Annotated in this window: 12 protein-coding genes; 4 read left to right on the top strand and 8 right to left on the bottom strand. The window is 71.1% G+C overall.

Annotated features, from left to right (window positions below; all coding sequences use genetic code 11):
• Positions 1-24: 24 nt before the first annotated feature.
• The 8 genes from WMF39_RS46120 to WMF39_RS46155 all read right to left on the bottom strand — a co-directional run bounded on the left by WMF39_RS46120 (position 25) and on the right by WMF39_RS46155 (position 15,873).
• Positions 25-5,340 (bottom strand): hypothetical protein, encoded by a 5,316-nt coding sequence (locus WMF39_RS46120; protein WP_437742786.1) that lies wholly within the window; start codon positions 5,338-5,340, stop codon positions 25-27.
• Positions 5,337-7,139, bottom strand: a complete 1,803-nt coding sequence (locus WMF39_RS46125; RefSeq protein WP_437742787.1) for an ATP-binding protein — start codon at positions 7,137-7,139, stop codon at positions 5,337-5,339. The genes WMF39_RS46120 and WMF39_RS46125 overlap by 4 nt, the downstream gene beginning before the upstream one ends.
• A 332-nt stretch (positions 7,140-7,471) precedes the next feature.
• Positions 7,472-8,521, bottom strand: a complete 1,050-nt coding sequence (locus WMF39_RS46130; RefSeq protein WP_437742788.1) for a hypothetical protein — start codon at positions 8,519-8,521, stop codon at positions 7,472-7,474.
• A complete protein-coding gene (locus WMF39_RS46135) occupies positions 8,457-10,052 on the bottom strand; it encodes a hypothetical protein (protein WP_437742789.1) in 1,596 nt (531 codons plus the stop codon). The genes WMF39_RS46130 and WMF39_RS46135 overlap by 65 nt, the downstream gene beginning before the upstream one ends.
• Before the next feature lie 12 nt (positions 10,053-10,064).
• A complete protein-coding gene (locus WMF39_RS46140; protein ID WP_437742790.1) occupies positions 10,065-11,135 on the bottom strand; it encodes a hypothetical protein in 1,071 nt (356 codons plus the stop codon).
• A 30-nt stretch (positions 11,136-11,165) separates the two neighbouring features.
• Positions 11,166-11,867 (bottom strand): hypothetical protein, encoded by a 702-nt coding sequence (locus tag WMF39_RS46145; RefSeq protein ID WP_437742791.1) that lies wholly within the window; start codon positions 11,865-11,867, stop codon positions 11,166-11,168.
• A gap of 353 nt (positions 11,868-12,220) precedes the next feature.
• Positions 12,221-14,425 carry a hypothetical protein gene (locus WMF39_RS46150; protein WP_437742792.1) on the bottom strand — a complete coding sequence of 735 codons (2,205 nt, stop codon included), beginning with the start codon at positions 14,423-14,425 and terminating at the stop codon, positions 12,221-12,223.
• A complete protein-coding gene (locus WMF39_RS46155) occupies positions 14,422-15,873 on the bottom strand; it encodes a hypothetical protein (protein ID WP_437742793.1) in 1,452 nt (483 codons plus the stop codon). Before WMF39_RS46155 ends, WMF39_RS46150 begins: the two co-directional genes overlap by 4 nt.
• 450 nt (positions 15,874-16,323) lie before the next feature.
• Between WMF39_RS46155 and WMF39_RS46160 the strand changes: the two genes are divergently transcribed.
• From WMF39_RS46160 to WMF39_RS46175, 4 genes are all read left to right on the top strand, one after another.
• Positions 16,324-17,088, top strand: coding sequence for a hypothetical protein (locus WMF39_RS46160; protein WP_437742794.1), 765 nt, complete (start codon positions 16,324-16,326; stop codon positions 17,086-17,088).
• Between the two features lie 471 nt (positions 17,089-17,559).
• A complete protein-coding gene (locus WMF39_RS46165; protein WP_437742795.1) occupies positions 17,560-20,463 on the top strand; it encodes a type I restriction endonuclease subunit R in 2,904 nt (967 codons plus the stop codon).
• Complete coding sequence (locus WMF39_RS46170; RefSeq protein ID WP_437742796.1) at positions 20,460-22,043, top strand: hypothetical protein; 1,584 nt, start codon at positions 20,460-20,462, stop codon at positions 22,041-22,043. The genes WMF39_RS46165 and WMF39_RS46170 overlap by 4 nt, the downstream gene beginning before the upstream one ends.
• The gene (locus WMF39_RS46175) at positions 22,040-23,185 is read left to right on the top strand and encodes a hypothetical protein (protein ID WP_437742797.1); all 1,146 of its coding nucleotides are present in this window, start codon (positions 22,040-22,042) and stop codon (positions 23,183-23,185) included. The genes WMF39_RS46170 and WMF39_RS46175 overlap by 4 nt, the downstream gene beginning before the upstream one ends.
• Position 23,186: the final 1 nt, after the last annotated feature.

Consider the following 23,186-nt stretch of genomic DNA (forward strand, 5'->3'; position numbering starts at 1 on the left):
CCGGGAGCGGGGCGCCCGCGCGCGCTACCCGATCGAGCGCAGCAGATGATCGAGCGCCCGGCGCTCCTCCGCGTCGGTGACCGACTGGAGCGCCCGGTTCACCTCGCCGACGGCGGCCGCCGCCAGCAGCGCGACGGCCGCCGGGTCGGGCGCCCCGCGCGCGCGCAGCCACGCGAGCGCTTCGTGCTCGGTGTTGACGACGATGTGGCTCCGGCTCGCGTCGTAACGGATCGGCCGCCCTGAGCGGCCCTCGACGACGGCGCGCACCGGGGATCCCTCGAGGTTCATCCGGACGATGGCCTCGTGGAGCGCGGCCGCGAGCGGGCTCCCGGCCGCCGCCTCCTCCCCCTCGGGCGTGGCGCCGGGCACCGGCGCCGCCTCGCCGCCGAGCAGGCCGAGCACGCTGCGCCACAGCGCGATCGCCCAGGCCCGCGCGCCGCTCGAGTCGGGCGGCGCCTCCGCCGCGGGCGCCTCCGCGCCGCCCGTGGCCGCGGGCGCCTCCGCGCCGCGGGCGCCCGCGGCGGGAGGGCCCGCGCTCGCGGCGGGAAGGCCCGTCCCGGAGGCGGGCTCGATCTCCGCCGCGAGCGCCACGGCCGGGGCGGGCGTCGCCGCGAGGGCGCCGAGCTCGCGCAGCGCGCCGGGGGCGGCGCGGTGGCGCAGCACCTCGACAAGCGGCGAGCCGTCGTCGAGCAGCACGAACGGCGGCGAGCCGTCCGGGAAATCGCCGTCCGCGCTCCCCCGGCGATCGGAGATCCACAGGCAGCCGCTCGCCGCGAGCTCGGCGCGGACCGCCGCCGGGCCGACGCTCTCCCCGGAGGCGGTCCGCGCCGCGAGCTTGCCGCCGGAGAGGCGGCCGAGCAGGTGCAAGTTCCACAGGTACGGCGCTGCGGCCGCCTGATCCGAGAGCTCGGCCGCCATGGAGGCCGCGGCCTCCATGGCGAGCTCCGCGATGGCGTCCCAGCGCCCCTCGCGCAGCGGCCACACGAGGAGCCTCCCCTCGACCGGCGCGAGCGGGGCCACGCCGGTCGTCCCGGAGCCCACGCCCGTCCCGCAGCGCAGCGCGACGGGGGTGAAGCCGCCGTCGCGCTCCTCGCCGCCCCCGCGGCCCTCGCCGAGGATCGCCGCGGAGGGCGCGGCGACGAGCACCTCGGGCGCGCGCGGCCACCGCGCGGGCAGCCACAGCGCGCCGGTCACGAACAGCGGCCGGGGCCAGGTGATGGCGACGTCGATCCACCGCGTCGCGAGCGCGTCGCCGGGCGGCGCGAGCCGGGCGCGCAGCCACCGCGCGGCGGCGTCGCGCACCGCCTGCCGGAGCCTCGACGCGTCCCCGCGGGCCTTGAGCCCGTCGAAGGCGCGGTTCGGCTCGAGCGCGTCGTCGTTGACGGCCGCGCACAGGGGCCACCCGTCGCCGGCGTCGAGCGCGCAGAGCGGGCGGCGCCCCACGTGCACCGCGATGCCCGCCGCCCCGGCGTGCTCCGGGGCGAGCAGGCCGATCTCGCCGTGCGCGGGCGGCGCGCCCTCCTGCGCGCCGGCCGGCCGCTCGAAGGGCAGGATCGCGAAGCACGCCGCGCGCGCGGCCGCGTCGAGGCCGACGGCGGCGAGCGGCGGCGCCGTGAGGCGCTCCTCGGCTGCGCGATCGCGCGCGACCGCGTCGGTGATATCGTTGACGATCACGGCGGTCGCGAGCTGCAGCCGCTCGGGCCTGCTCAGCGCGAGGACCGGCCGCTCGTAGCGCTGCTTCGGGTAGGGCGGCGGCGTCGAGGTGCACAGCCACTCGGCGCGCGGCTCGCGCCGGAGGTCGTCGAGCGAGAAGAGGTTCCCCTCGATGTCGTGGAAGAGCTGCGCGCGCGCCGCCTCCGCGACGACGCGCTTGCCCTGGGCCAGCGTCTTCAGGACGGCGCGGCGCGCGTGGCCCCGCGCGAACGGCGGCAGCTCGTCGAAGCGCGGCGCCAGCGCGATCAGGTGGCGGCCAGCGGCCTTCGCGAGGCGCGTCAGGATCGCGCGCGAGGCGTCCCTCGACGGGTCCGCCGCGCCGGCGCGCACGAGGAGGCGGAGCGGGATCGGCAGCTCCACCTCCACGCGCCGCTCCGCGCCGTCGGGGCCGACGAAGCGGGCGTCCGACACCGGGCCCTCGACGATCTCGATCTCGCCTTCGAGCCCCGGCACGCCGAGCGCGGCGGCGCTCACCCGCAGCAGCGGGTGCGAGGGCGCGCCTGGCAGCGCGAGCGGCGCGCGCGGCGGGCCAGCGGCCCCGCGCGGGCCATGCTCCTGCAGCGCCTTGCCGGCGGACGCGCGGCGCTCCTGCTCGGCCGCGGCGCGCTGCCGCCGTGCCGGCACCCCGCTCTGCGCCAGCAGGGCGCGCCCGCCGGCCCACCGCATGAGGGCCGCGCGCTCTCGCGGGTTGCGGGCGACGAGGGGGTGCCAGGAGAGCGTCTCGAAGCCGGGCGCCGCGTCGAGCACCGGGATCGGCGCGGGCGCCGGGTGCGTCGCGTCGAGGGTCTCGAGCGAGCACGCGACCTCCTGGCCGCGCGCGTCGAGCATCCCGAGCAGCGGCAGGCGCCGGATGCGGGCGGCGAGCTCGCTCCGGGCCGCCTCGAGGGGCGCGCTTCTGAGCGCCCGCGCGCGCGCCTGGAGCGCCTGCACGCTGTCGAGGAGGTAGGCGCTCACGCGGGCGTCGGGCCTGCCGCGCGGATCGCCCCGCAGACCGAGCCGCGCGCGCGCCGCGGCGTCGCCCTCCAGCGCGGCCACGAGCGCCTCGCAGAGCGCGCACTCGACCGCGTGGACGGCGGCGTTGTTGCGCGGCGACAGGAGGCCGTCCCAGGCGCTGTTCGGCGCCGCCGCGTCGTCGTCGATCGCGATGGCGGCGGGGCTGAACAGCGGCGCGGCCTCCAGGGTGGCGAGGGGCCGCGACGCGTGGTGCCACACCTCCACCATCGCGTCGCTCGGCGTGGCGAGCGCGAGGAAGCCGGGGCCGCTGACCTCGAGGACCGGCGCGCCGGCGGGGATCGCCCCGAGCCTCTCCAGGGACGCCGCGAGCGCGCGCCGCCGCGCCGGCCCTCGCGCCGCGAGCTCGTCCTCGGTGAAGAGCCCCGGGGCGTAGGGCACGAACTCGCGCTCCGGGAGCGCGGCGGCGAGCCAGTCGAGCTCGCGCTGCGAGACGGCGAGCACCGGCCTCCGGTCGGGCGCGCGCCCCCGCGCCTCGGGCGGCGCCGTGCAAAGGCCGCGCGTCGTCCGGGAGAGCACGGAGAGGCCGTTCAGGCTGACGAACAACCCCGCCGTGAGCGTGGGCCAGATCCGCGCGTCCAGGAGGCCTTCGAAGCTCGAGGGCGCGAGGCCGTCGTCCGGGGCCGGCGCCGCGCCGCCTCCGCGCCCGGGGCCGCCGTCGCCGGGGCCGAGGCGCGGAGGCGCGCAGAACACCGCGCCGATCGCGGCGCGCAGCGCGGGCCTCACGCGCGCGAGCTCGCTCTCGGGCGCAGGCGCGGATGTCGTCGAGCCTGCGCCTGGCCGAGCGTCCCCCGGGCCGAAGAGCCGCTTCGCCTCGCGGTCGGCCGCGGCGAGCGCGACCTTCAGCGCGTGGCGGACGGCGCGCCAGAAGCGCGCGTCGCGCTCGACCCCGTCGTACGCGAACCGCGGCCGCACGCGCCCCTTCCACGCGAGCGCGATCTCGACGGGCAAGGGGACGGCGGCGGGATCGAGCTCCACGGTCTCGAGGTGCCGCCCCTCCACGAACACCCGGACCTCCGCGCCGCGCGGGGGCTCGTGCGCGTCGGCGAAGACCGCGAGCTCGCCGCGGAGGCCGGCGAGCGGCCCTTCGTCCACCTGGAAGGCGTCGCGGAACGCGTGCTCCGGGGAGGGCGGCACGACGGGATCGCCGACCGCGTGCAGGAGGAACGCCCTGCGGCGCTCGGCGCCGAGCTTCACTTGCTCGATCATGGCCTCGGCGTCGGCGAGCGGGAGCCCGGCGAGCGCGCGCTCGACGAGACCCCCCGGGCTCCAGACCACGTCGTCGGCCCAGGGGGCGAGCTCCTTCGGGAGCCTCGCGTCGCCGCGGAAGAGGAAGAGCCGCGGCCCATCGTGCGCGTCGAGCGCCGCGAGCGACGTCGGCCGCCCGCGCCCGTCGCGGAGCAGCGGGAGCTCGCGCACGGCCTGCGCCTCGGCGGGCAGCTCGGCGCCCGCCCGCGCTGCCCCCGTCGCGACGCAGGCGAAGGCCGCGAGCGCGTCGGCGAGCCGGCCGCTGTCCTCGTCGACGACGAGCGCGCCGTCGGGGACCGCGCCCTCGCCGTAGACGAGCGCGGCGAGGGCCTTGATGGCGTCGAGCAGCGCGCCGGCCGCCGCCTCGCGGAGCCGCGCGCGGAGGGGCGCGTCCTCGCGCACCGCCGAGCGCGACGCGTTGGTGGGCAGCGCGTCCGCGTCGACGACGACGCGGACCGGGAGCTCGACGCCCTGGTAGGGCGCCGAGGGGAACCGCGGATCGAAGCTCCAGCGCTCGCGGACGAGCCGCACGCCGCGCTCGAGGTAGTCGACGGCGGGGAGGCCCGAGGGCAGGGGAGCGGAGATGGGCGCGGCGAGGGGGCGCGAGCGGGGCGCCGAGCTGGCCGGACCTCCTTCGGGCTCGGGGGGCGCGACGATCTCCAGCGCGGCGCGGCGCGCGCCGCGCACGTGGAACGGCACGCGCACGAGCACCGCGAGGTCGCTGCTCGGGAGAGCGCGGCGCAGCGGCTCGCCGGCGAGCGCGATCGGGATCGGGAAATCGCCGGTGGCCGCGGCGAGGTGCGCCAGCTCGGGCGGGCTATCGCCCGTGATCGCCCGGCGGAGCACCGACCAGCCGAGCCTCCGCCGCACCTCGATGCGCAGGCCGGCCGCGGGCATTCCGGGCGGCCTCGGGACCTCGTCGCAGGCGGGGCCGGCGGCCGGCGCGGGGGCCTCGGCGGGCGCCTCGATCAGGGCGGGCGTGAAGCGCACGCGCGTGCAGCTCGCGCCGCTGGCCTCGCTGGACGGCCCCGTCGTGAGCAGGTCGACGCGCGCCGGGCGCAGCCCGAGCGCCGCGTTCACGCCGAGCGCGAGCAGGCGGAGCCTCCGGGACGCGGCGTCGGGCGCGGCGTTGAGCACGTGGTCGAGGAGGCGCGTCAGGGCGGGCCCGTCGGGCGGCTCTCCGTCGAAGGTCACGACGACGTCGTCGGCGTCGTAGCGGAGATCGATCTGCGTCGCGCCCCCGGCCGCGGCGGCGCGGACGAGCTCGAGCAGGTAGAGGTCCAGGTCGACGAGCAGGTGCTCCCTGAGCTTCTGGACGGCGCGGCGGGCATCGACGCGGATCGCGCCGCGGGCGACGATCCGGCTCATCGCGGCGACCCCCTCGGCGCGGGGCGCGCGCCGCCTGCGGGCGCCCTCTCGCCGCGCGCCGCCCCCGCGCGCGGCGGCGGGCTCGCCGAGAGGTCGAGGAGCCGGTCGCTGTCCTCGGGATCGAGCGGCCCCTTGGCCTCGACGAGCAGCGCGCGGGCGAGCAGGTTGCCGGCGGTCACCGCGTCGACGGCGGCGCGCCTGCGCGCGAGGGCCACGGTGTCGCTCTCGATGTTGAGGTAGAGGGCGTGTCCGGGCGGGAAGCGCGCCGCGCGGCGCACGACCTCGCGCGCCGCGTGGCAGCTCTGCTCGGGCCCGGCGCGCTCCCCGCTCCAGGGCAGGAGGAACCCGCTGCGCTGGCGGAGGGCGCCCTCGACCTGGCAGAGGCTCACCCGGGCGACCCCGTGCCGGGCGCGCGCGAGCGCGTCGGCGATCACCTGGAGGAGCACCGCGTCGGCGGCGCGGGCGCGTTTCGGCTCCTCGCGCTCCTCGCGCACGAGCAGGTAGGCGGCGTGCGCCTTCTCGACGCGCGCCGCCGGGAAGCACCGCTTCAGCAGCGCCCTGGTCGCGGGGTGGTTGCACAGCACGACGGGCAGCCCGTTGCGGGCCATGGCCGCGGTCAGCGCGTCGGATCGCCTGGCCACGAGCAGCGGCTCGCGCCCCGGCGTGAGCGCCCGGAGCCCCGCGCGGCTCCGGTCGCCTGCGACGGGGCTCGCGAGCGGGAACGGGATCTCGTCCGGATCGAGCGCGGTCGGCGGCGACAGCGCCGCCTCCAGCATCGCCGCGTAGGCGGCGGCGCCCTCGGCCTCGCCGGCGGCTGCCGCGGCCGCGGCCTGCGGGAGGCGGGCGGCGAGCTCGCGCCGGAGCGGACCCTTGACGAGCTCGCGCACGCGCGCGATCGCCTCCCAGAAGGCGTCGTCGCGGCGCACGTTATCGCGGCTCAGGGTGTGCTGGAGGTGGGGGCTCATCACCTTGAACCGCACGCCCGAGAGCCCGCCGAAGAGCTCGTCCGCGGTCTCGAACAGGGTGAGCCCGCGGTTGTAGAAGCCGGCGAAGCTCTGGCCGTGCTCGACGGCGGGGTCCCCGCTCGTGGGCTGTGCGAGGTGCTGAGCGCCGGCGGAGGGGCCGACCACGACGGTGGTCTCTTCCTCGACGGAGGTCACGGAGACGGGCGCTGCGATGGCGAGCGGCGCGTCGATGCGCAGGGCGCCCGTCCGGGAGCCCCCCTCGTGGTCTGCGATGCTCAGGGTGATCTCGCGGTCGGCGTGGCGGCACCAGCGGCGGAGCGCGGCGTGCGCGCGGCGCGCGTGCTCCACGAACGCCTCCCGGTCGAGCCGCTGGATCAGGGTCACGCGCGTGCCGCTGCCCTGGCGCGGGCCGGCGTCCTCGAGCTCGTAGCTCGTGTCGCTGTGCAGCCGGAGGAGCCATGCGTTTCCGTCGCGCCACGTCTCGACGTCGACCTGCTCTGGCTGGAGGGCGAACACGGAGACGAAGCCGACGCCGTATTTCCCGATCTTCGTCGCGTCGCCTTCCTTCGACGAGTTGAAGAGGGTGAGCAGCGGGCCCTCGATGTCCTCGCGGCTCATGCCGCACCCGTCGTCGGTGACCGAGGTGGCGCACGCGCCGGGCAGCGTCTCGACGCGCACGGCGATCTTCCGCGCGCCGGCGTCCATGCCGTTCTGCACGAGCTCCCGCAGGAAGGCGTAGGGGTCGGCGAACTGCTGCACCATGTCGGCGACCGGGCCCGGGGGCGGCGGCGGGGGCGCGGCGCGGTCCTCGCGAGAGGAGCGGTAGGGGGCCATGCGTCCTGCGAGCCTATCACACGGGGGGAGCCGCGGTTGGAAGGGTGCCTGCGGGGCTGGAGGGGTGGAGTCGCCGCGAGAGATCCGGAGTCCTGGGCGGGAGGGCGGGAAGGCTGCTGGGGGCCTCTACCGCGCGGCGCTCGGGTCGAGTCCTGTCTTGGTCTAGCGTGCAGCCTTGTGAGCGGATGCCCACCCCCGGCCCGTGCTCGGCGCTCCGCGCCTGCGCGCGGTCCGCCCCTCCCAAATCGCGCGCTCCGCGCGCTCAGGGAGGGGTGCGCCGTCCCGCATATCCAGGTGGGAACCTGAGAGGGAGAGCAGGCGGGCAAGTCGCGTCAGGACGTGATGCCCAGCAAAAAGAGGGCGTCGGCCCAGAGCGGCCACAGCGTGCGGTACGGGTGCGTCGCCAGCACCACGCCGCCGCTCGGCAGGCGCCGCACGTGGTAGGGGGCGTGTTGCTCGAGAAACCGGACGTGTTTGCGCGTGGTGAGGTCCACGTCGTGCGCGGGCGCGCCCTCTGCGATTATCTTCATGACCTCGCGGGCATAGGGCTCCACGGCGCACCATTCATCGTCCGGGAGCGCGGACGCCTCAAGCGCGTCGAGAAGCACTTCCGGTGCAGTATCAACGGCCCGTAGCACTGCTTCCCGCGAGACCTCAGCGCCGCCTTTGACTGCGATGCGCGCCCCGTGCGGAGCAGCGTCGACGCGCGCACGCAGCGCGTCCATCGACAACCCCGCGGCGCGTTCCACCTTGTCGCCGTCGTGCAGGTGCACCCACGAGAGAGCTAGATCACGCACGACCTCCGTGGCTGTCGCGTGGTAGGTCGCGCCGATTTCGATCGGGGCGCCCCAGTGCCCGAGCTTCGTACATCCTCCGGTCGTTACGCGCCTGCTCGCGCCTGGCGCGCATAGGCGGAGCAGGAGATCCTCCACGTCCTCTTGGACAACGAGTGACGCCATGGCCGCCTCAATCTCGACCGATCTCGCGTTGGCGAGCAAGCCGACGGGCAGGCGAAGCGGGAGCAGTTCCTCCTTGTCGAACGGCGACATGCCGAGAGGACCTGAGGCGCCGCGGCGGAGCTGCCCGTCGCCGCAGCAGTGGCCGCTGAAGCCTAGCCCACGTCCGGAGCTTAGCGTCACGCCGAAGGACGCCCAAGCGTACGCGTCCGTGCCGAACTGGGCATGCAGCGTCGCAGCGACTTCGTCAATAGGAATCTCATCATGCCATGTCGAGAATATCGACAGGCTGCTACAGAACCGCCACGGGTGAACGAGAGCCGACAGCGCCGCTGCAAATGCGTCGATTCTATCCGACTCGTCACACCACGCGAAGAACGAAGGGGTTGATTCCCTCAAAACCCGCTGACCGCTTGACTCGCTCATATCTCGATGATCCTGACAAAATGCTTAAACCCTCTCCGGAAATCTGAACGGTCTTGCCTGTGGCCTTGTCGAATAAATAGCCATTCTTGATAATCTTGTTGTGATCGTCGAACGCCACGCCCTTCTTGATGATCATCTCGACTCTTGTGATGTCGCCGGCGAGCCCCTTCTCTTTCAGCGCCTTCAGAGCGTTCGTCAACTGTTTGATCGCTTCCTGGACGTGCGTCCCACTTTTCGCCTCGCTCACTGCCAGTTTGTTCCCTCGGGTCACCGTCACAAAATCGGGCGCCTTCGCGATGTCGCTGTAGGGAGGAGCCGTCCTCGGTATACCCAGCACCGTGCGCACGCCGTCGTCGCCAACGCCGATCAAGGCCCGCCCATCGTCCAGTAGGAACTTGGCCGCTCTGCGCTCGAACGCGTCGATAAACTTGGTGGTGACCGCCCCGCGCAGCGTCTTGTATGATGTGCGTCGGGGTGCGCGCAGTGCTGTCGCGAGCTCCTCGCCCATCTGCGCGATCTCCTCGGCAACCCGAATCGCATCCGGCGTCAGCCCGCCAGCGCGACTGACGGCGCGCCACACCGGCCCGACCGCCCCGAGCCCGAAGCCCACCCCCGAGAAGATCCGCTCCTCGTCGCTGAGCTCCTCCCCCGACGGCAAGCACCACGCCTTCCCGGTGACCGCCTCGCACAGGTCGAGCGCCGGCCCGACCACCGGCACGAACCCGACCCCGATGCGCGTCGTCGCGTGGACGAGCGTCTGCATCACCTCCGCGTACGCCCCGAACCCCTCGGCGACGGTCGACATCGCCCCCGCGAACGCGCTGATCGTCTGGTAGAGATGAGTCTGCTCCAGGTCGAGCCCGTCCCCTGTCCACAGGTTGAGGTTGTCCTTCATCTGGTCGGCGAGCGCGTCGAACCGCGGCTTCAGCACCGTGTCGACCTGCGCCCGCAGGTCCGCCGGCACCGGCGTGTCCACGAACCAGTCCGACGCATCCATGTACCGCCGCACGACCGCCGTGATCCGGTTCTGCGCCTTCAGGAACGCGTTCGTGTCCGCCAGCGACACCCCCATCCGGTCGCGCAGCGCGATCTCCAGCGCCGCGCTGTTCGCCCGCCACGCTCGCACGTTCGCCACGAAGTCCGCCCGCGCGACCACCACGTCGCCGCTCACGTCGGCCTCCAGCGCCGCGATCACGCCGTCCGCATACGCCGCGTACGGGTCTCTCCCCTCCTCGAACGCCCCCTCTACCTCGGCGATGTCGGGCACCTCGACCCACGGCACCTCGCTCTCCCCGAGCGCGTACGCCCACGGATCATCCGGGTTCCATCCCTCGGCTTCGATCGATGAGGATGGCTCCGAAAGAGCGAAGAACAGCTGAGAGAGAGTGGATGCCCACCCCCGGTCCGTGCTCGGCGCTTCGCGCCTGCGCGCGGCCCGCCCCTCCCTAATCGCGCGCTCCGCGCGCTCAGGGAGGGGTGCGCCGTCCAGCACGTGGGCGCCCGGGTGCGACGCCCGGAGAACAAAGAGCATGCGCGGCCTCTGTCAGGACATCAGGCCGAGCGCGAAGAGGGCATCCGACCAGAGCGGCCAGAGCGTGCGGTACGGGTGGGTCGCCAGCACCACGCCGCCGCTCGGGAGGCGGCGGACGTGGAACCGGGCGTGATCGACCAGGAACTCGAAGTGGTCGAGGGTGATCTCGACCTGCGAGAGCGGCGAGCCGTTGCCTGTCTCCGTGCCCTGTCCGTCGCGTCCCCTGAACGGGAGTGTCCTCTCGTAGATCTCGCGCGCGCGCGGCTCGGCGGCGCGCCACGCGCCGTCAGGCACCTCCGCCGCTGCTTCGAGCGCCTCGAGCAAGGCGGAGGGCGGCGTCGCCAGCGCCTTGAGAACGGTTTCACGGCAGAGCGAGCTCGAGTGCCCGCTGCTATGTCTCAGCGCGACGCACGCCCCAGGCGGCGCGGCTTCCACCCGCGCGCGGAGCGCTTCCAGCGGCAGGCCGGCGATGCGCGACACCCTCTCCTTGTCATGGAGGCACAGCCACGACAGGGCGAGATCGCGCGCGATGTCGCGGGCGTCCGCGTTGTACGTCGCGCACATGGCGACCGGGGCGAGCCAGGTCCGTGCCGTCGTGCAGCCGCCGGTCGGGACGCGCCCGCTCGCGTCCGGCGCGCAGAGGCGGAGCAGGACGTCGTCGATGTCCTCCAGGGCCATGTGCCACGCGAGCACGGCCTCGGCCTGCACGGAGCGCGGGCCCCTCCCCAGGGCGAGATCCATGTGCATGGGGGAAAAGTCCTCGATCTGGCGGGCGTGCATGTGGATGGGGCCCATCGGCTTGAGACGTTCGCTCCTGTCGGTGAAGCAGCGAAGGATGCAATGGACGAAGTGTTCCTGGCTCAACGACGCGACGAAGTAGGCTTCGGCGTCGGTGCGCCCGAAGTGGGCGCGGAGCAGCGCGACCACCTCGTCCACGGAGATCGTGTTGCATTCCGTGTCGCGGTCCATGATCGCGCGGATAAAGTACTGTTGCTCCTTGATGAGGGCCGACAGCGCCGCGCCGAACGCATCGACCCGCTGTGCCTCGTCACACCAGGCGAAGAAAAACGGCCCTTCTCTCATCGCTTGATCATCCTCATGAGATAGCCTGCGTCAGGACAGGAGGCCGAGCACGAAGAGCGCGTCGGCCCAGAGCGGCCAGAGCGTGCGGTACGGGTGCGTGGCCAGCACCACCCCGCCGCTCGGGAGGCGGCGGACGTGGAAGGGGGCGTGCTCTTCCAGGAAGCGGGTGTGCTCGCGCGTCGTGATGTCCACCCAGAAGGCGGGGGGGACCTCCCCCGCGGCTTCGTCGTCAAGCTGGCGGCGTAGCTCCAGGAGCTCGCGCGCCTGGGGCTCGGCCGCGCGCCACGCGTCGTCGGGCACCGCAGCGGCCTCGAGCGCTTCGAGCAGCGTGGCCGGCGGCGTCGCGAGCGCCTTGAGCACGGTCTCGCGTGAGAGCGAGCCCGTGAGCTCGCTCGTGCTGTTCATGGGCACACGCGCGCCGTGCGGCGCGGCGTCGACGCGCGCGCGGAGCGCCGAAAGCGACATGCCTGCGATGCGCGGGACGCTCTCCTTGTGGTGGAGGCTCACCCATGACAGCGCGAGGTCGCGCGCGAACTCCGCGGCGTTCGCGTTGTAGGTCGCGCACATCGCGACCGGGGCGAGCCAGTCCTCCTTGTCCGTGCAGGCGCCGGTCGGCACGCGCCCGCTCGCGTCCGGCGCGCAGAGGCGGAGCAGGAGGTCCTCGACGTCGCCCTGGACCACGTGGTAGGCGGCTGCGGCCTCGGCCTCCACGGAGCGGGGGCCCCTGCTCACCGCGAGCTCGTAGGGGTAAAAATCCCACTTGCGTGAGCCCGCAGTCAAGCGGAGCGGGCCCCAAGGATGGAGACGTTCGCTTTCGTCGGTGTAGCACTTGAGACCGAACGGCATGGCGCACTCGGAACCGTTCAGCTTCATGCCAGAGCTTAGGTGAGCGTTGTTCGTTTCTCCGAAGTGAGCGCGGATCATCGCGAGCACTTCCTCCACGGAGCGTGTCTCGCACCCTTGCTGGTGGCTCATCATCAGGCTGAGGAGAGCCCCCGGGTTGACGAGGGCCGACAGGGCCGCGGCGAACCCGTCGAGCCGTTCTGCTTCGTCACACCACGCATAGAACCAAGGTTGTGATTGGCTCATAGCCGGATCACCATGATGAACTTGTTGGAGTCTATTAAGGTTACGTTCTTTCCCGTCTTCCAGTTGAACAGGTAGCCGTCCCGAACCGTGATATTCGGGTCATCAAACTTCGCACCCTGCTCCATGATGAGCTCGTATCGGGCCACGTCTCCATCGAGCCTTTTATCCTTCAGCGCCTTCATGGCGTTCGTGAGCTGCTTGCGCACCGTGTCGACCTCGATCTTCCCGCCCTTGGCCTCGCTCACCGTCAGCTTGTGCCCGATGGATATGGACAGGAAGTCGGGCGCCTTCCCCTCATACCCACCAGAGGTTGATTCCCTCGGAATGTCGAGCACCGTGCGTACACCATCGTCGCCGACCCCGACGAGCGACCTGCCGTCGTCCACCAGGAACTTCGCCGCCTTCTTCTCGAAGATGTCCACATCGAACTTGGTGATCGCCCCGCGGAGGTTCTTGTACCCCCGGACGCGTTTCGTTTTCACGATCTTGGCGAACACCTCCTCGATCTCGGCGATCTCCCCGGCCACCCGGATCGCCGCCGGCCGCAGCCCGCTGCTGATCTTGACCGCGCGCCACATCGGCCCGACCGCGCCGAGTCCGAACCCCATCCCCGAGAAGATCCGCTCCTCGTCGCTGAGCTCCTCGCCCGACGGCAGGCACCACGCCTTCCCCGTCACCGCCTCGCACAGATCGAGCGCCGGCCCCACCACCGGCACGAAGCCGACCCCGATGCGCGTCGTCGCGTGCACCAGCGTCTGCATCACCTCCGCGTACGCCCCGAACCCCTCAGTGACCGTCGACATCGCCCCCGCGAACGCGCTGATCGTCTGGTAGAGCTGCGTCTGCTCCAGATCGAACCCGTCCCCTGTCCACAGGTTGAGGTTGTCCTTCATCTGGTCCGCGAGCGCGTCGAACCGCGGCTTCAGCACCGTGTCCACCTGCTCCCGCAGATCCGGCGGGATCGGCGTCTCGATGAACCAGTCGGACGCATCCATGAACTGCCGCACGAACCCGGTGATCCGGTTCTGCGCCTTCAGGAACGCGTTGGTCTCCGCCAGCGACACCCCCATCCGGTCGCGCAGCGCGATCTCCAGCGCCGCGCTGTTGGCTCGCCACGCCCGCACGTTCGCCACGAAGTCTGCCCGAAAGACCACCACCCGGCCGCTCACGTCCGCCTCCAGCGCCGCGAGCACCGCGTCCGCGTACGCCGCGTAGGGATCCCTCCCCTCGTCGAACGCCCCCTCCACCTCCGCGACGTCCGGCACCTCGACCCACGGCACCTCGCTCTCCCGGAGCGCGTACGCATGCGGATCGTCCGGATCCCAGCCTTCGGCGCGCGCGTCTTCCGTCGCCAGGTCGGCCACCTCGTCGGCCTGCGCGCCGAACTCGTCCATCAGCCGCGCGACCTCGTCCTCCAGGTCGCTGACGCTCTGCTTCAGGTCGTCGATGAGCTGCTCCATCGCCGCGCGCGTCTCCGGCGCGACCGCGTCCTCGTACCGGTCCAGGATCGCGTCGAGGTCGGTCCGCGAGATCTCGTCCAGCGGCCGGCCGACAAGGTCCTTGAGCTCGGTGTCGAGCTGCTGGAGCAGGTCCAGCTTCTCCGCGAGCAGGCCCACCGCCCGTGCGTTCGCCACGAGCGCCGCGCGCTCCTTGGCGATCTCGGCCAGCAGGATCTCGATGTCGCGCGCCAGCGCCGGGTTGACCTCCGCGAGGCTCAGGTCGAGGGTCGTGGCGCCGGAGAACGCCGTCCCGCTGCGCCGCACATGGAAGAGCGGCTTGTTCAAGCCGAGCGGCTCCGAGACGAGGCTCACAAGCTCGTGCGCGTCGGTGCACCAGTCGTCACCGCCAGCGTTCCGCACACCGAAGTGGAAGTCGTTCGCTCCGAACCGGAGCAGCACCGAGTCGAACTCCGCCTCCGCCTGGTGGCTTTGCGAGCCGTCATCGTGGGTCACCAGCGTGTCCGGAACCTCGTAGGTGGGGAGCGGCGTGTCGTTCACATGGAAGTACGTCCCTCCGTTGTGAGCGAGGAAAGGGGCCTCGCACGACGCGCTGGATTCCGTGCTAACCCAGTCCAGCCTGTACGGCGTGCCGGCCCACGCGAACGAGGGCGCCACCACCGCCAGCGCCGTGACCAGCGCGACGAGCCTCTGGAACACCGCGGCGCTCCGGCCGCGCAGCGCAACGTCCTTGGAGCCTTTCATGTCCCCTCCGCGCCGCGCACGGCGGCGTCATACGCGATCGCGGCGCCCTTCACGTCCCCCGCGTCGAGCCTCGCCTGAGCCGTGTCGAGCTCCGCCGCGGCCATGCCCTTCTCCCGCAGCGCCGCGAGACCCGCCGCGATCTTCTGCGGCACCCCCGTCCTGAGCTCGGCCTCCGCGGCGTCGAACCTTCCTCGAAGCTCCGCGCACCCGACCTCGCGCCAGGACGACCCCGCCGCCTCGCAGAGCGGTCGCAGCTGCGCCAGCGCCAGGAGCTCCCCGCACCGCTCGGCCAAGAGCGGCAGCCCGAGCTTCTCGCTCACCGGCGGCGCCGCCGACAGCGCCGCGACCTGCGCGCGCGCACGCTGCTCGAAGGCGTCCGATGCCTTGCGCGTCCGCGCCCCTGCGACGGCCTCGCGCGCCCCCTCGTCCATCTGCAGCACGCGGAGCGCCTGCCGGCGCAGCGCGATGCCGCCGAGCAGCGCCGCCGCGGTCGCGTCGCTCCGGGCGACGCGACCCTTCACGTAACCCAGCATCGCGTTCAGCGAGCGCAGCGCGCCCGAGGTCATGTCCGGCAGCACCGCGCCGTGCGTCGCCAGCAGCTCCCTGTGCGGCGCCATCGCCTCATCGAAGGAGGCCGCGAAGACCTGGAGCGTCGCCGACCACCTCAGGATCTCCGCGGTGAGCTCGCCGGGCGAGCGGCTCGCCTCGCGCGCCGTCGCGAGCACCGCCTGCTCCACGCCGTCGAGGCCGTCGATGTCCGACCGCGACGCCTGCGCCGAGAGCGCCGCGTACGCCGCCGCCTCGGTCGCGCGGTACGCGGCGAAGCGCGCCGCGACGCCCGCGTATTTCGATCGCAGCAGCGCGACGTCGCTCCGGGCCTGGTCGAAGACCGCCTGCACGGCCGCCATGGCCTGCCTGTCGGCCGCGAGCGCGGCGGCGAGCGGCTCCCTCTCGGCGCTGGCCTTGTCGAGCATCGCCGCTGTGAAGTTGCCGGCCGCGTCGACCGGCGCCTCCGCGAGCAGCACCCTCTGGCGGACCCTCGCCTCGTCGAGCAGCCGCGCGAGCTTGCCCGCGAGCGTCGCCCGCAGCGACTCGGCGTTCCTCGCGTCGTCGCGCACGTACGCGATCGCGTCGTCGATGTGGCCGAACCAGACGCCGAGCGAGGTTTCGCTCGCGACGATCTCCTCCGGCGTCTTGTTGTTCGGCCATGTGGCCCACACCTCGATGGGCAGAGCGCCGTCCTTCTCGGCCTGGGCCCACGCGGCGCCCGGACCATGATTCTCGCCCACGCAGTGCTCCTCGCCGCCTACCGAGGCCGCGCAGAAGCTCCCGAACGTGTCGTCCCCGAACTTCCACAAGCACCCGGCCGCCGTCGCGCCGAGCGCCAGGGCGGCCACGGCGACCGCAAGGATCGCCCTCCGTCGCGCCGGTCTGGCTCTCTCGATCATGCTCATTGTCTCCACCCCGCGATCTTTCTCGCTCGCGCACGCTCGCCCGCACGTTTTCCAGAAGCAAGCGTCCCCACCAAAGCGCTAGGACATTGCTCGGCCGTGGATCGCGCTCCGAGCGCCATCTCTTCCGTCCTTGACGCACGCACCGTCGCTCGGGCCTTCCCCGCAGACGCCGGGGGCTCATGAGAGTCCGCGCTGCGCGCCGGGAGGCCAGGCTCCTCACGTGCGCGACACCGCGGCAGCGCTCGATGAACGATGAAGGGGAAGCGATGAGCCGCTGACGCTCGAATCTTGGTCGGGCCGGGCCGAGGCAGCGAGCAGCAAAAAAACGACGCGCGGAGGACGGCGAGAGCTCAACAATCCTCTTCCAATCTCGGGAGCTCCCATCGTAACTTCCGCTCTCATTGCCGCCGTCCGGCTTTGCCGGTCGGCAGGGAGGAAATCCGCATGGAGTATTCGAATGAAGTCCTCGAGGCCACGCCGGAGCGCGTCACCAAGTTCTTGATGGGGATGGGCGCTGTCGCCGCGATTCGCACGTTGATGGCCGAGGCGGGGATGACCGATGACGATATCTTGGAGGGGCGCGCGCTCCTCCTCGACGTCCTCGCCGCTCCCCGGAAGAGCAGCGCGGCGCCCGATACCGCAGATGCCAGGGCGCAGCGCGCCGCGACCGCGGAGCTCGACCAGTGGGATGAGCCCAACTTCGCCCGTTATGGCGCCGCGCTCCGCCGGCGTTTCCCCGACGTGCACGCTCACGTCTTCAAGGACCTCGCGCCCTCGACCGGCACCGCCGCCGTCCGGGGAGTGGCCACCTTCCTCGCGCGGCTCGACGCCCTCGAGAGCGGCGCCGACCCGGACCGCGCCGGGACGAAGCAGAGCGACAAGAAGGCCGTCGCGTTCCTCGCGACCCGGGGACTCGACAAGGACGAGCGCAAGCGCTTGAAGGGGCTCGTCGACGTGGCGCTCGGCCCGACCTCCCCGCTGCCGGAGACGACCGAGCTCCCGGAGACCGCGCGCCGGCGAGAGGCGCTCTCCAAGCTGCGCGCCTGGTTCGACGAGTGGTCGACCACGGCGCGCGCGGTCGTCAAGAAGCGGGGCTACCTCATCCGCCTTGGCCTCGCAAACCGTAAGGCGCCCCAGCGGAAGCCCGCCGCCGCGCCATCCAAGCCGGGCGAACCGCTCGACGAGACCGACGCGACCGATCTGGAGTAGTCCAGCACACCAACCAGGGCTTCCGGAGCGCGCCCGAGACCTTCCGGCGCGCTCCGGAAGCTTCCGTCGCGAAAACGAAGCCCTCCGGCGCGGTCCTGAGCACGACATTTCGTGGACTTGCAGCTCCCGTCCTGGTCCCGGCGCCCTTCGGCGTCCGCCGGAGGACGAAATTTCCCGGCAAATTCAGCATCGCGCCCCGCGCCGGAAGCTTCCGGCGCGCGACCGAAGCCTTCGTGCCGGTGACCGAAGGCTTCGTGCCGGCGGCGGAGCCCCTCGCGCGCACTAGGGAGGCCCTCCAGCACGCGACCGATGCCTTCATCGGCTCCGATCCAGCCCGCGGCGCGGCGGCGCCCCGCCCCCGCCTGCTCCGGCGTCGTTATCCTACCCGGTGCTTCCGGGTGGAATGGCCCCCCACCACGCCTCGGTATCGACGCCAACCTGCTGCTTTCGTTACGCTTGCTGATCCAGCCCATGACTCGTCCCGAAGATGCTGCCCGGAAGAACATCGACGACGCGCTGAGGACTGCCGGCTGGGCCGTGCAGGACAGGCAGGCGATGAACCTCGATGCGGCGCATGGCGTCGCCGTCCGTGAGTTCCCGCTGAAGCGCGGACACGGCTTCGCCGACTACCTGCTCTACGTCGACGGGGAGGCAGTCGGCGTGATCGAGGCGAAGGAGGTCGGCACCACGCTCACCGGTGTTGAGGGGCAGACCGAGAAGTACTCCGCTGGGCTCCCGGACCTCCTGCCGGCGCCGGTGCGGCCGCTACCGTTTCTTTACCAGTCCACCGGGGTCGAGACGGCCTTCACCAACCGGCTCGACCCCGACCCGCGCAGCCGTTCCGTGTTCCACTTCCACAAGCCGGAGACCCTGAGCCGCTGGATCACCTCGGAGCCGGTCTACCTGCCCCGCGTCGATGGGCGTCCGGATCCGCTCAGCCTGCATCCCGCGTCCTTCCGCACGCGGCTGCTCACGTTCCCGGACGTGCCCGAAGCGGGCCTGCGGGTCGCGCAGGTGCGCGCGGTGCGCAACCTCGAGGTGTCCCTGCGCGACAACCGGCCGCGGGCGCTCATCCAGATGGCCACCGGCGCGGGGAAGACCGTTGCCGCGATCACGTCGATCTACCGGCTGATCAAGTTCGGCGATGCGAGCCGGGTGCTCTTCCTCGTCGACCGCGACAACCTCGGGCGCCAGGCGCTCAAGGAGTTCCAGCAGTACGTGACCCCGGACGATGGTCGAAAGTTCACGGAGCTGTACAACGTGCAGCGGCTCACCTCGAACAAGCTCGATCCGGTCGCGCGCGTCGTGATCACCACCATCCAGCGCCTGTACTCGATGCTGAAGGGCGACGGGGACCTCCCGCCCGAAGCCGAGGAGCTCGGCCTGGCCAGCCTGAGCGAGATGCTCCGGGAGCCTGTGCCGGTCGCCTACAACCCGGCGCTGCCGATCGAGGCGTTCGACGCGATCTTCGTCGACGAGTGCCACCGCAGCATCTACTCGCTCTGGCGGCAGGTGCTCGAGTACTTCGACACCTTCCTCGTCGGCCTCACGGCGACGCCTGCGAAGCAGACCTTCGCCTTCTTCCGCCAGAACCTCGTCATGGATTACGACCACGAGCGGGCCGTGGCCGACGGGGTCAACGTCGACTACGACGTGTACAAGATCCGCACGCGCATCACGGAGAAGGGCGCCACGGTGGAGGCCGGTCCAGAAGAGATCGTCGGCCGGCGCGACCGGGAGACGCGCAGGGTCCGCTGGGAGCTGCTCGACGACGACCTCACCTACGACGCGGCCGCGCTCGATCGCCAGGTGGTTGCGGTCGACCAGATCCGTACGGTGGTCCGCACGTTCCGCGACCGGCTCTTCACCGAGATCTTCCCGGGCCGGAGCGTCGTGCCGAAGACGCTCATCTTCGCCAAGGACGACAGCCACGCCGATGACATCGTGCAGACGGTCCGGGAGGAGTTCGGCAAGGGCAACGAGTTCTGCGAGAAGATCACCTACAAGACGGGCACCGCGCGCATCGTCGAGAAGCGGATGGGCCCTGATGGCAAGGAGATCGAGGAGATCACGTACAAATCGAACGGCCTGAAGGCAGAGAACTTGCTCTCGTCCTTCCGCAACAGGCACGACCCGCGTGTCGTCGTCACGGTCGATATGATCGCCACGGGCACGGACGTGAAGCCGCTCGAGATCGTGATGTTCATGCGTGCGGTGAAGAGCCGGAACTTCTTCGAGCAGATGAAGGGTCGCGGCGTGCGCGTCATCAACCCGACGGATCTTCAGGCGGTCACGCCGGACGCGCTCGCGAAGGACCGCTTCGTGCTGGTCGACTGCGTCGGCGTCTGCGAGACGGATCTCATCGACGCGCTCCCGCTCGAGAAGAACCGCACGGTGGGGTTCGAGAAGCTGCTCGAGGCCGTGGCGCAGGGGAGCACGAAGGTCGACGTCCTCTCGTCGCTCGCGGGGAGGCTGGCGCGCCTCGACCGGCGGATCGGCGCGGAGGAGCGGGCCATGCTGGCGAAGCTCGCCGGGGGCCAGAGCCTGGCGGAGCTCAGCGCGAAGATCGTCGAGGCGATCGACCCCGACGCGCAGGCCGAGCGCGCCCGCGTGGTCGCGGGGCTGCCCGCGGGGGAAGCGCCGCCCGCGAGCGTCCTGGAGAAGGTGCGCAAGGAGATGCTGCGCGACGCGGTGCAGCCGCTCCGCGCGAGCCCGGAGCTGCGCAGGGCGCTCACCGACGTCAAGAAGAGCCTGGAGCAGACGATCGACGCGGTCACGAAGGACGAGGTGACGGCGGCGGGGTTCTCGGACGAGGCGAAGGAGCGAGCGAAGGCGCTGACGAGCACGTTCGAGGCGTTCTGCCAGAAGCACCGGGACCAGATCACGGCGCTCCAGATCCTCTACAGCCGCCCGCACCGGCAGCGGCTCAAGCCGGAGGACGTGAAGGCGCTCGCCGACGCCATCAAGGCGCCGCCGCGGCAGTGGACGCCGGATGTGCTGTGGCGGGCGTACGAGACGTTGGAGCGGGACAAGGTCCGCGGGGCGGGGGCGGGGAGATTGCTGACGGATGTTGTGTCGCTGGTGCGGTTCGCGCTGCACCAGGAGGAAGAGCTCGTGCCCTTCCGCGAGCGGGTGCAGGAGCGGTTCGAGCGGTGGATGACGCAGCAGGCGAACCAGGGGCGGAAGTTCTCGGCGGAGCAGCGGGCGTGGCTGGAGGCGATACGGGATCACATGGCGGCGAACCTGGAGATCTCGGTCGAGGATTTTGAGTATGCGCCGTTCGCTGGGATGGGCGGCGTGGGGAAGGCGGCGAGGGTGTTTGGGGCGGAGCTGGAGAAGGTGATGGAGGAGCTGAACGAGGTGCTGGCGGCGTGATGGAAGGAGAGCTGCCGCGTGGGTGGTCATGGACGTCACTCGCTGCGATCGCGGACTTGAAGGGAGGCATCACGAAGGGACAGCGTCGTGCGTCGGGCGAGCGACTACAGCTAGTCCCATACCTTCGTGTCGCCAACGTGCAACGTGGCTATCTCGATCTTGCTGAGGTTAAGGAGATCGAGGCTTCTGTTGCAGAAATCTCTGAACTTCGTCTCATTCCTGGTGACGTGCTTTTCAACGAGGGAGGCGACCGAGACAAGCTCGGCCGAGGATGGATCTGGAACGGTGAGCTTCCCCTCTGCATACACCAGAACCATGTCTTCCGTGCTAGGATTCGCTTTGGGGTAATTCATCCAAAGCTGTTGTCTTGGTATGCTAATACGCGCGGCCAGCAGTACTTCCTTGAGCACGGAAAGCAGACCACGAACCTAGCTTCCATCAATATGACGAAGCTTGGAGCGCTCCCAGTTCCAGTCCCGCCGCTCCGAGAGCAAACCCGGATACTAGAAGAAGTCGAAAAGTACCTGTCGGACATCGATGCCGGGGTAGCCTCCCTTGAGCGCGTACTCGCAAACCTGAAGCGCTACCGTGCAGCCGTCCTCAAGGCGGCCTGCGAGGGGCGGCTCGTGCCCACCGAGGCCGAGCTCGCGAGAAAGGAGGGGCGCGAGTACGAGCCTGGCGACGTCCTGCTCCGGCGCATCCTGGAGGAGCGCCGTGCCCGTTGGGAGGGGGACCAGCTCGCGAAGATGAAGGTGAAGGGGCAGATACATAGCGACGATAGATGGAAGGTGAAGTATGAGGAGCCAGAAGGGCCGGATGCGAGCGATCTTCCCAACCTGCCGGAAGGATGGGCCTGGGCGAAGCTTGGCAGCGTCGCCGATGTACAGCTAGGTCAGCAGCGAGCCCCCGTGCATGCTGCGGCGGAGGTAACGTACCCTTATGTCCGTGCCGCCAATATTACATGGCGCGGGCTCGACCTCAGCGACGTCAAGCAGATGGGATTCCCAGATCCGGAGCGGTACCGGTTAGCACCTGGAGACGTGTTGCTTTCGGAGGCTTCGGGCAGTCCGAGCGAGGTAGGCAAGCCGGCGATCTGGCGAGGAGAGATTCCTGGATGTTGTTATCAAAAGACATTGCTCCGAGTTCGGTCGTACTGCCCGGACCTTGCCCCGGAGTGGCTACACCTGGGCTTCATGCGCGATGCCTTGCTGGGTCGATTTGCCAAGATGGCGCCTGGTGTCGGCATTCTTCATCTGACAGCCGAGCGCATGCTCGAGTGGCCGGTGGTCATCGCACCCATTGCCGAGCAGCGGCGTATTCTGACCGAGGTCGCGCGCCTGCAATCCATCATCGACGAGATGGAGCAGAGCGTCAATGTTCAGCTCGCCCGCGCCCAGCGTCTCCGCCAATCCGTCCTTAAGCGCGCCTTCGAAGGCAAGCTCGTCCCGCAGGACCCGCACGACGAGCCGGCGAGCGTGTTGCTCGAGCGCATTCGCAGCTCCCAGAATACGACCGAGCTCAAGAAACCACGGCGCCCGTCCGCACGCCGACGTTCCTCGGACACGGAGGTAGATCCTTGACGTACTGGCTGGGCAGTTTCAACGGTACCACGTACGCAGAGTTCCAGAAAGCCGAAGCCAAGGTCCTGGGCTTTCGCACCGGTGCGCAGAACGAGGCAGCATTCAAGAGGATCAAGCCCGGCGATACGTTCATCGGCTACATCACCGGAGTCGCGCGCTGGGTCGCGGTGCTCGATGTCATCGGACCCAGCAAGACGACGGCGAAGATCTGGAAGGACGACGACTTTCCCCTCCGGCTCGATGTGCAGCCTCGGATCCTGCTCAAGCCGGAGCACGGCGTGCCGCTCGACGATCTGGAGGGCCGCGTGGACTTCTACGCGGACGCCTCGCTGAAGGGCACGTTCAAGGGCTTTCTGCGCAAGTCGCCGAACCGCTTCCAGCGCGACGAGGACGGCGCGCTCATCGTAAAGCTGATCCAAGGCGCGCAGAAGAAGCCCGTATTTCGCCCGGTTCCTGCCTGGAAGCTCGCCCGGAAGCTCCGGTATTACGTCGAGCAAGGCGAGGGAGGTCGCAAGATCGAGGCGCACGTCACCGTGCCCGAGCCGGAGGAGCCGCCGGCCCCGGTGCAGGCCACGACGGAGGACGAGGGGCCCGCGGCGACCACGCGGCACACGGAGATCCAGTGGACGCTCCTCACGCTCGGCGCCGAGATGGGTCTCGACGTCTGGGTCGCGCGCAACGATCGCTCCCGAACATGGAAGGGCAAGAAACTCGGCGAGCTTTCTCGCGTGGTCCAGAAGCTCCCCACGCAATTCAACGAGCCCACGACGCGGACCATCGAGCTCATCGACGTGCTCTGGCTCAAAGGCAACTCGATCGTCGCAGCGTTCGAGGTCGAGTGCACCACGTCGATCTACTCCGGCCTGCTCCGGATGTCGGATCTCCTGGCCCTCCAGCCGAACCTCGACATCAAACTCTACCTTGTCGCGCCCGAGGAGCGCCGCGACAAGGTCGAGCAGGAGATACAGCGCCCGACGTTCTCGCTGCGCGAGAAGGCGCTCCCCAACGTGTGTGGCTTCCTGCCGTTCAACAAACTGTGCGAAACCGTCGAGGGGATCCGTAAGCTCCAGCTCGCGTCGTCCCTCCAGCCGAACTTTCTCGAGAAGGTGGCAGAGTACTTCACTCAGGAGCCCGACACCTGAC

The organism is Sorangium sp. So ce1504 (assembly GCF_051521635.1).
In the GTDB taxonomy this organism is placed as follows: Bacteria; Myxococcota_A; Polyangia; order Polyangiales; family Polyangiaceae; genus Sorangium; species Sorangium cellulosum_B.

Bases quoted from the DNA above. Each gene is read 5' to 3' on its own strand.
- WMF39_RS46135 (WP_437742789.1), bottom strand. From the start codon at position 10,052: ATGCTCTTTGTTCTCCGGGCGTCGCACCCGGGCGCCCACGTGCTGGAC.
- WMF39_RS46160 (WP_437742794.1), top strand. From the start codon at position 16,324: ATGGAGTATTCGAATGAAGTCCTCGAGGCCACGCCGGAGCGCGTCACC.
- WMF39_RS46150 (WP_437742792.1), bottom strand. From the start codon at position 14,425: ATGAAAGGCTCCAAGGACGTTGCGCTGCGCGGCCGGAGCGCCGCGGTG.
- WMF39_RS46125 (WP_437742787.1), bottom strand. From the start codon at position 7,139: ATGGCCCCCTACCGCTCCTCTCGCGAGGACCGCGCCGCGCCCCCGCCG.
- WMF39_RS46165 (WP_437742795.1), top strand. From the start codon at position 17,560: ATGACTCGTCCCGAAGATGCTGCCCGGAAGAACATCGACGACGCGCTG.
- WMF39_RS46155 (WP_437742793.1), bottom strand. From the start codon at position 15,873: ATGATCGAGAGAGCCAGACCGGCGCGACGGAGGGCGATCCTTGCGGTC.
- WMF39_RS46120 (WP_437742786.1), bottom strand. From the start codon at position 5,340: ATGAGCCGGATCGTCGCCCGCGGCGCGATCCGCGTCGATGCCCGCCGC.
- WMF39_RS46130 (WP_437742788.1), bottom strand. From the start codon at position 8,521: ATGAGCGAGTCAAGCGGTCAGCGGGTTTTGAGGGAATCAACCCCTTCG.
- WMF39_RS46140 (WP_437742790.1), bottom strand. From the start codon at position 11,135: ATGAGAGAAGGGCCGTTTTTCTTCGCCTGGTGTGACGAGGCACAGCGG.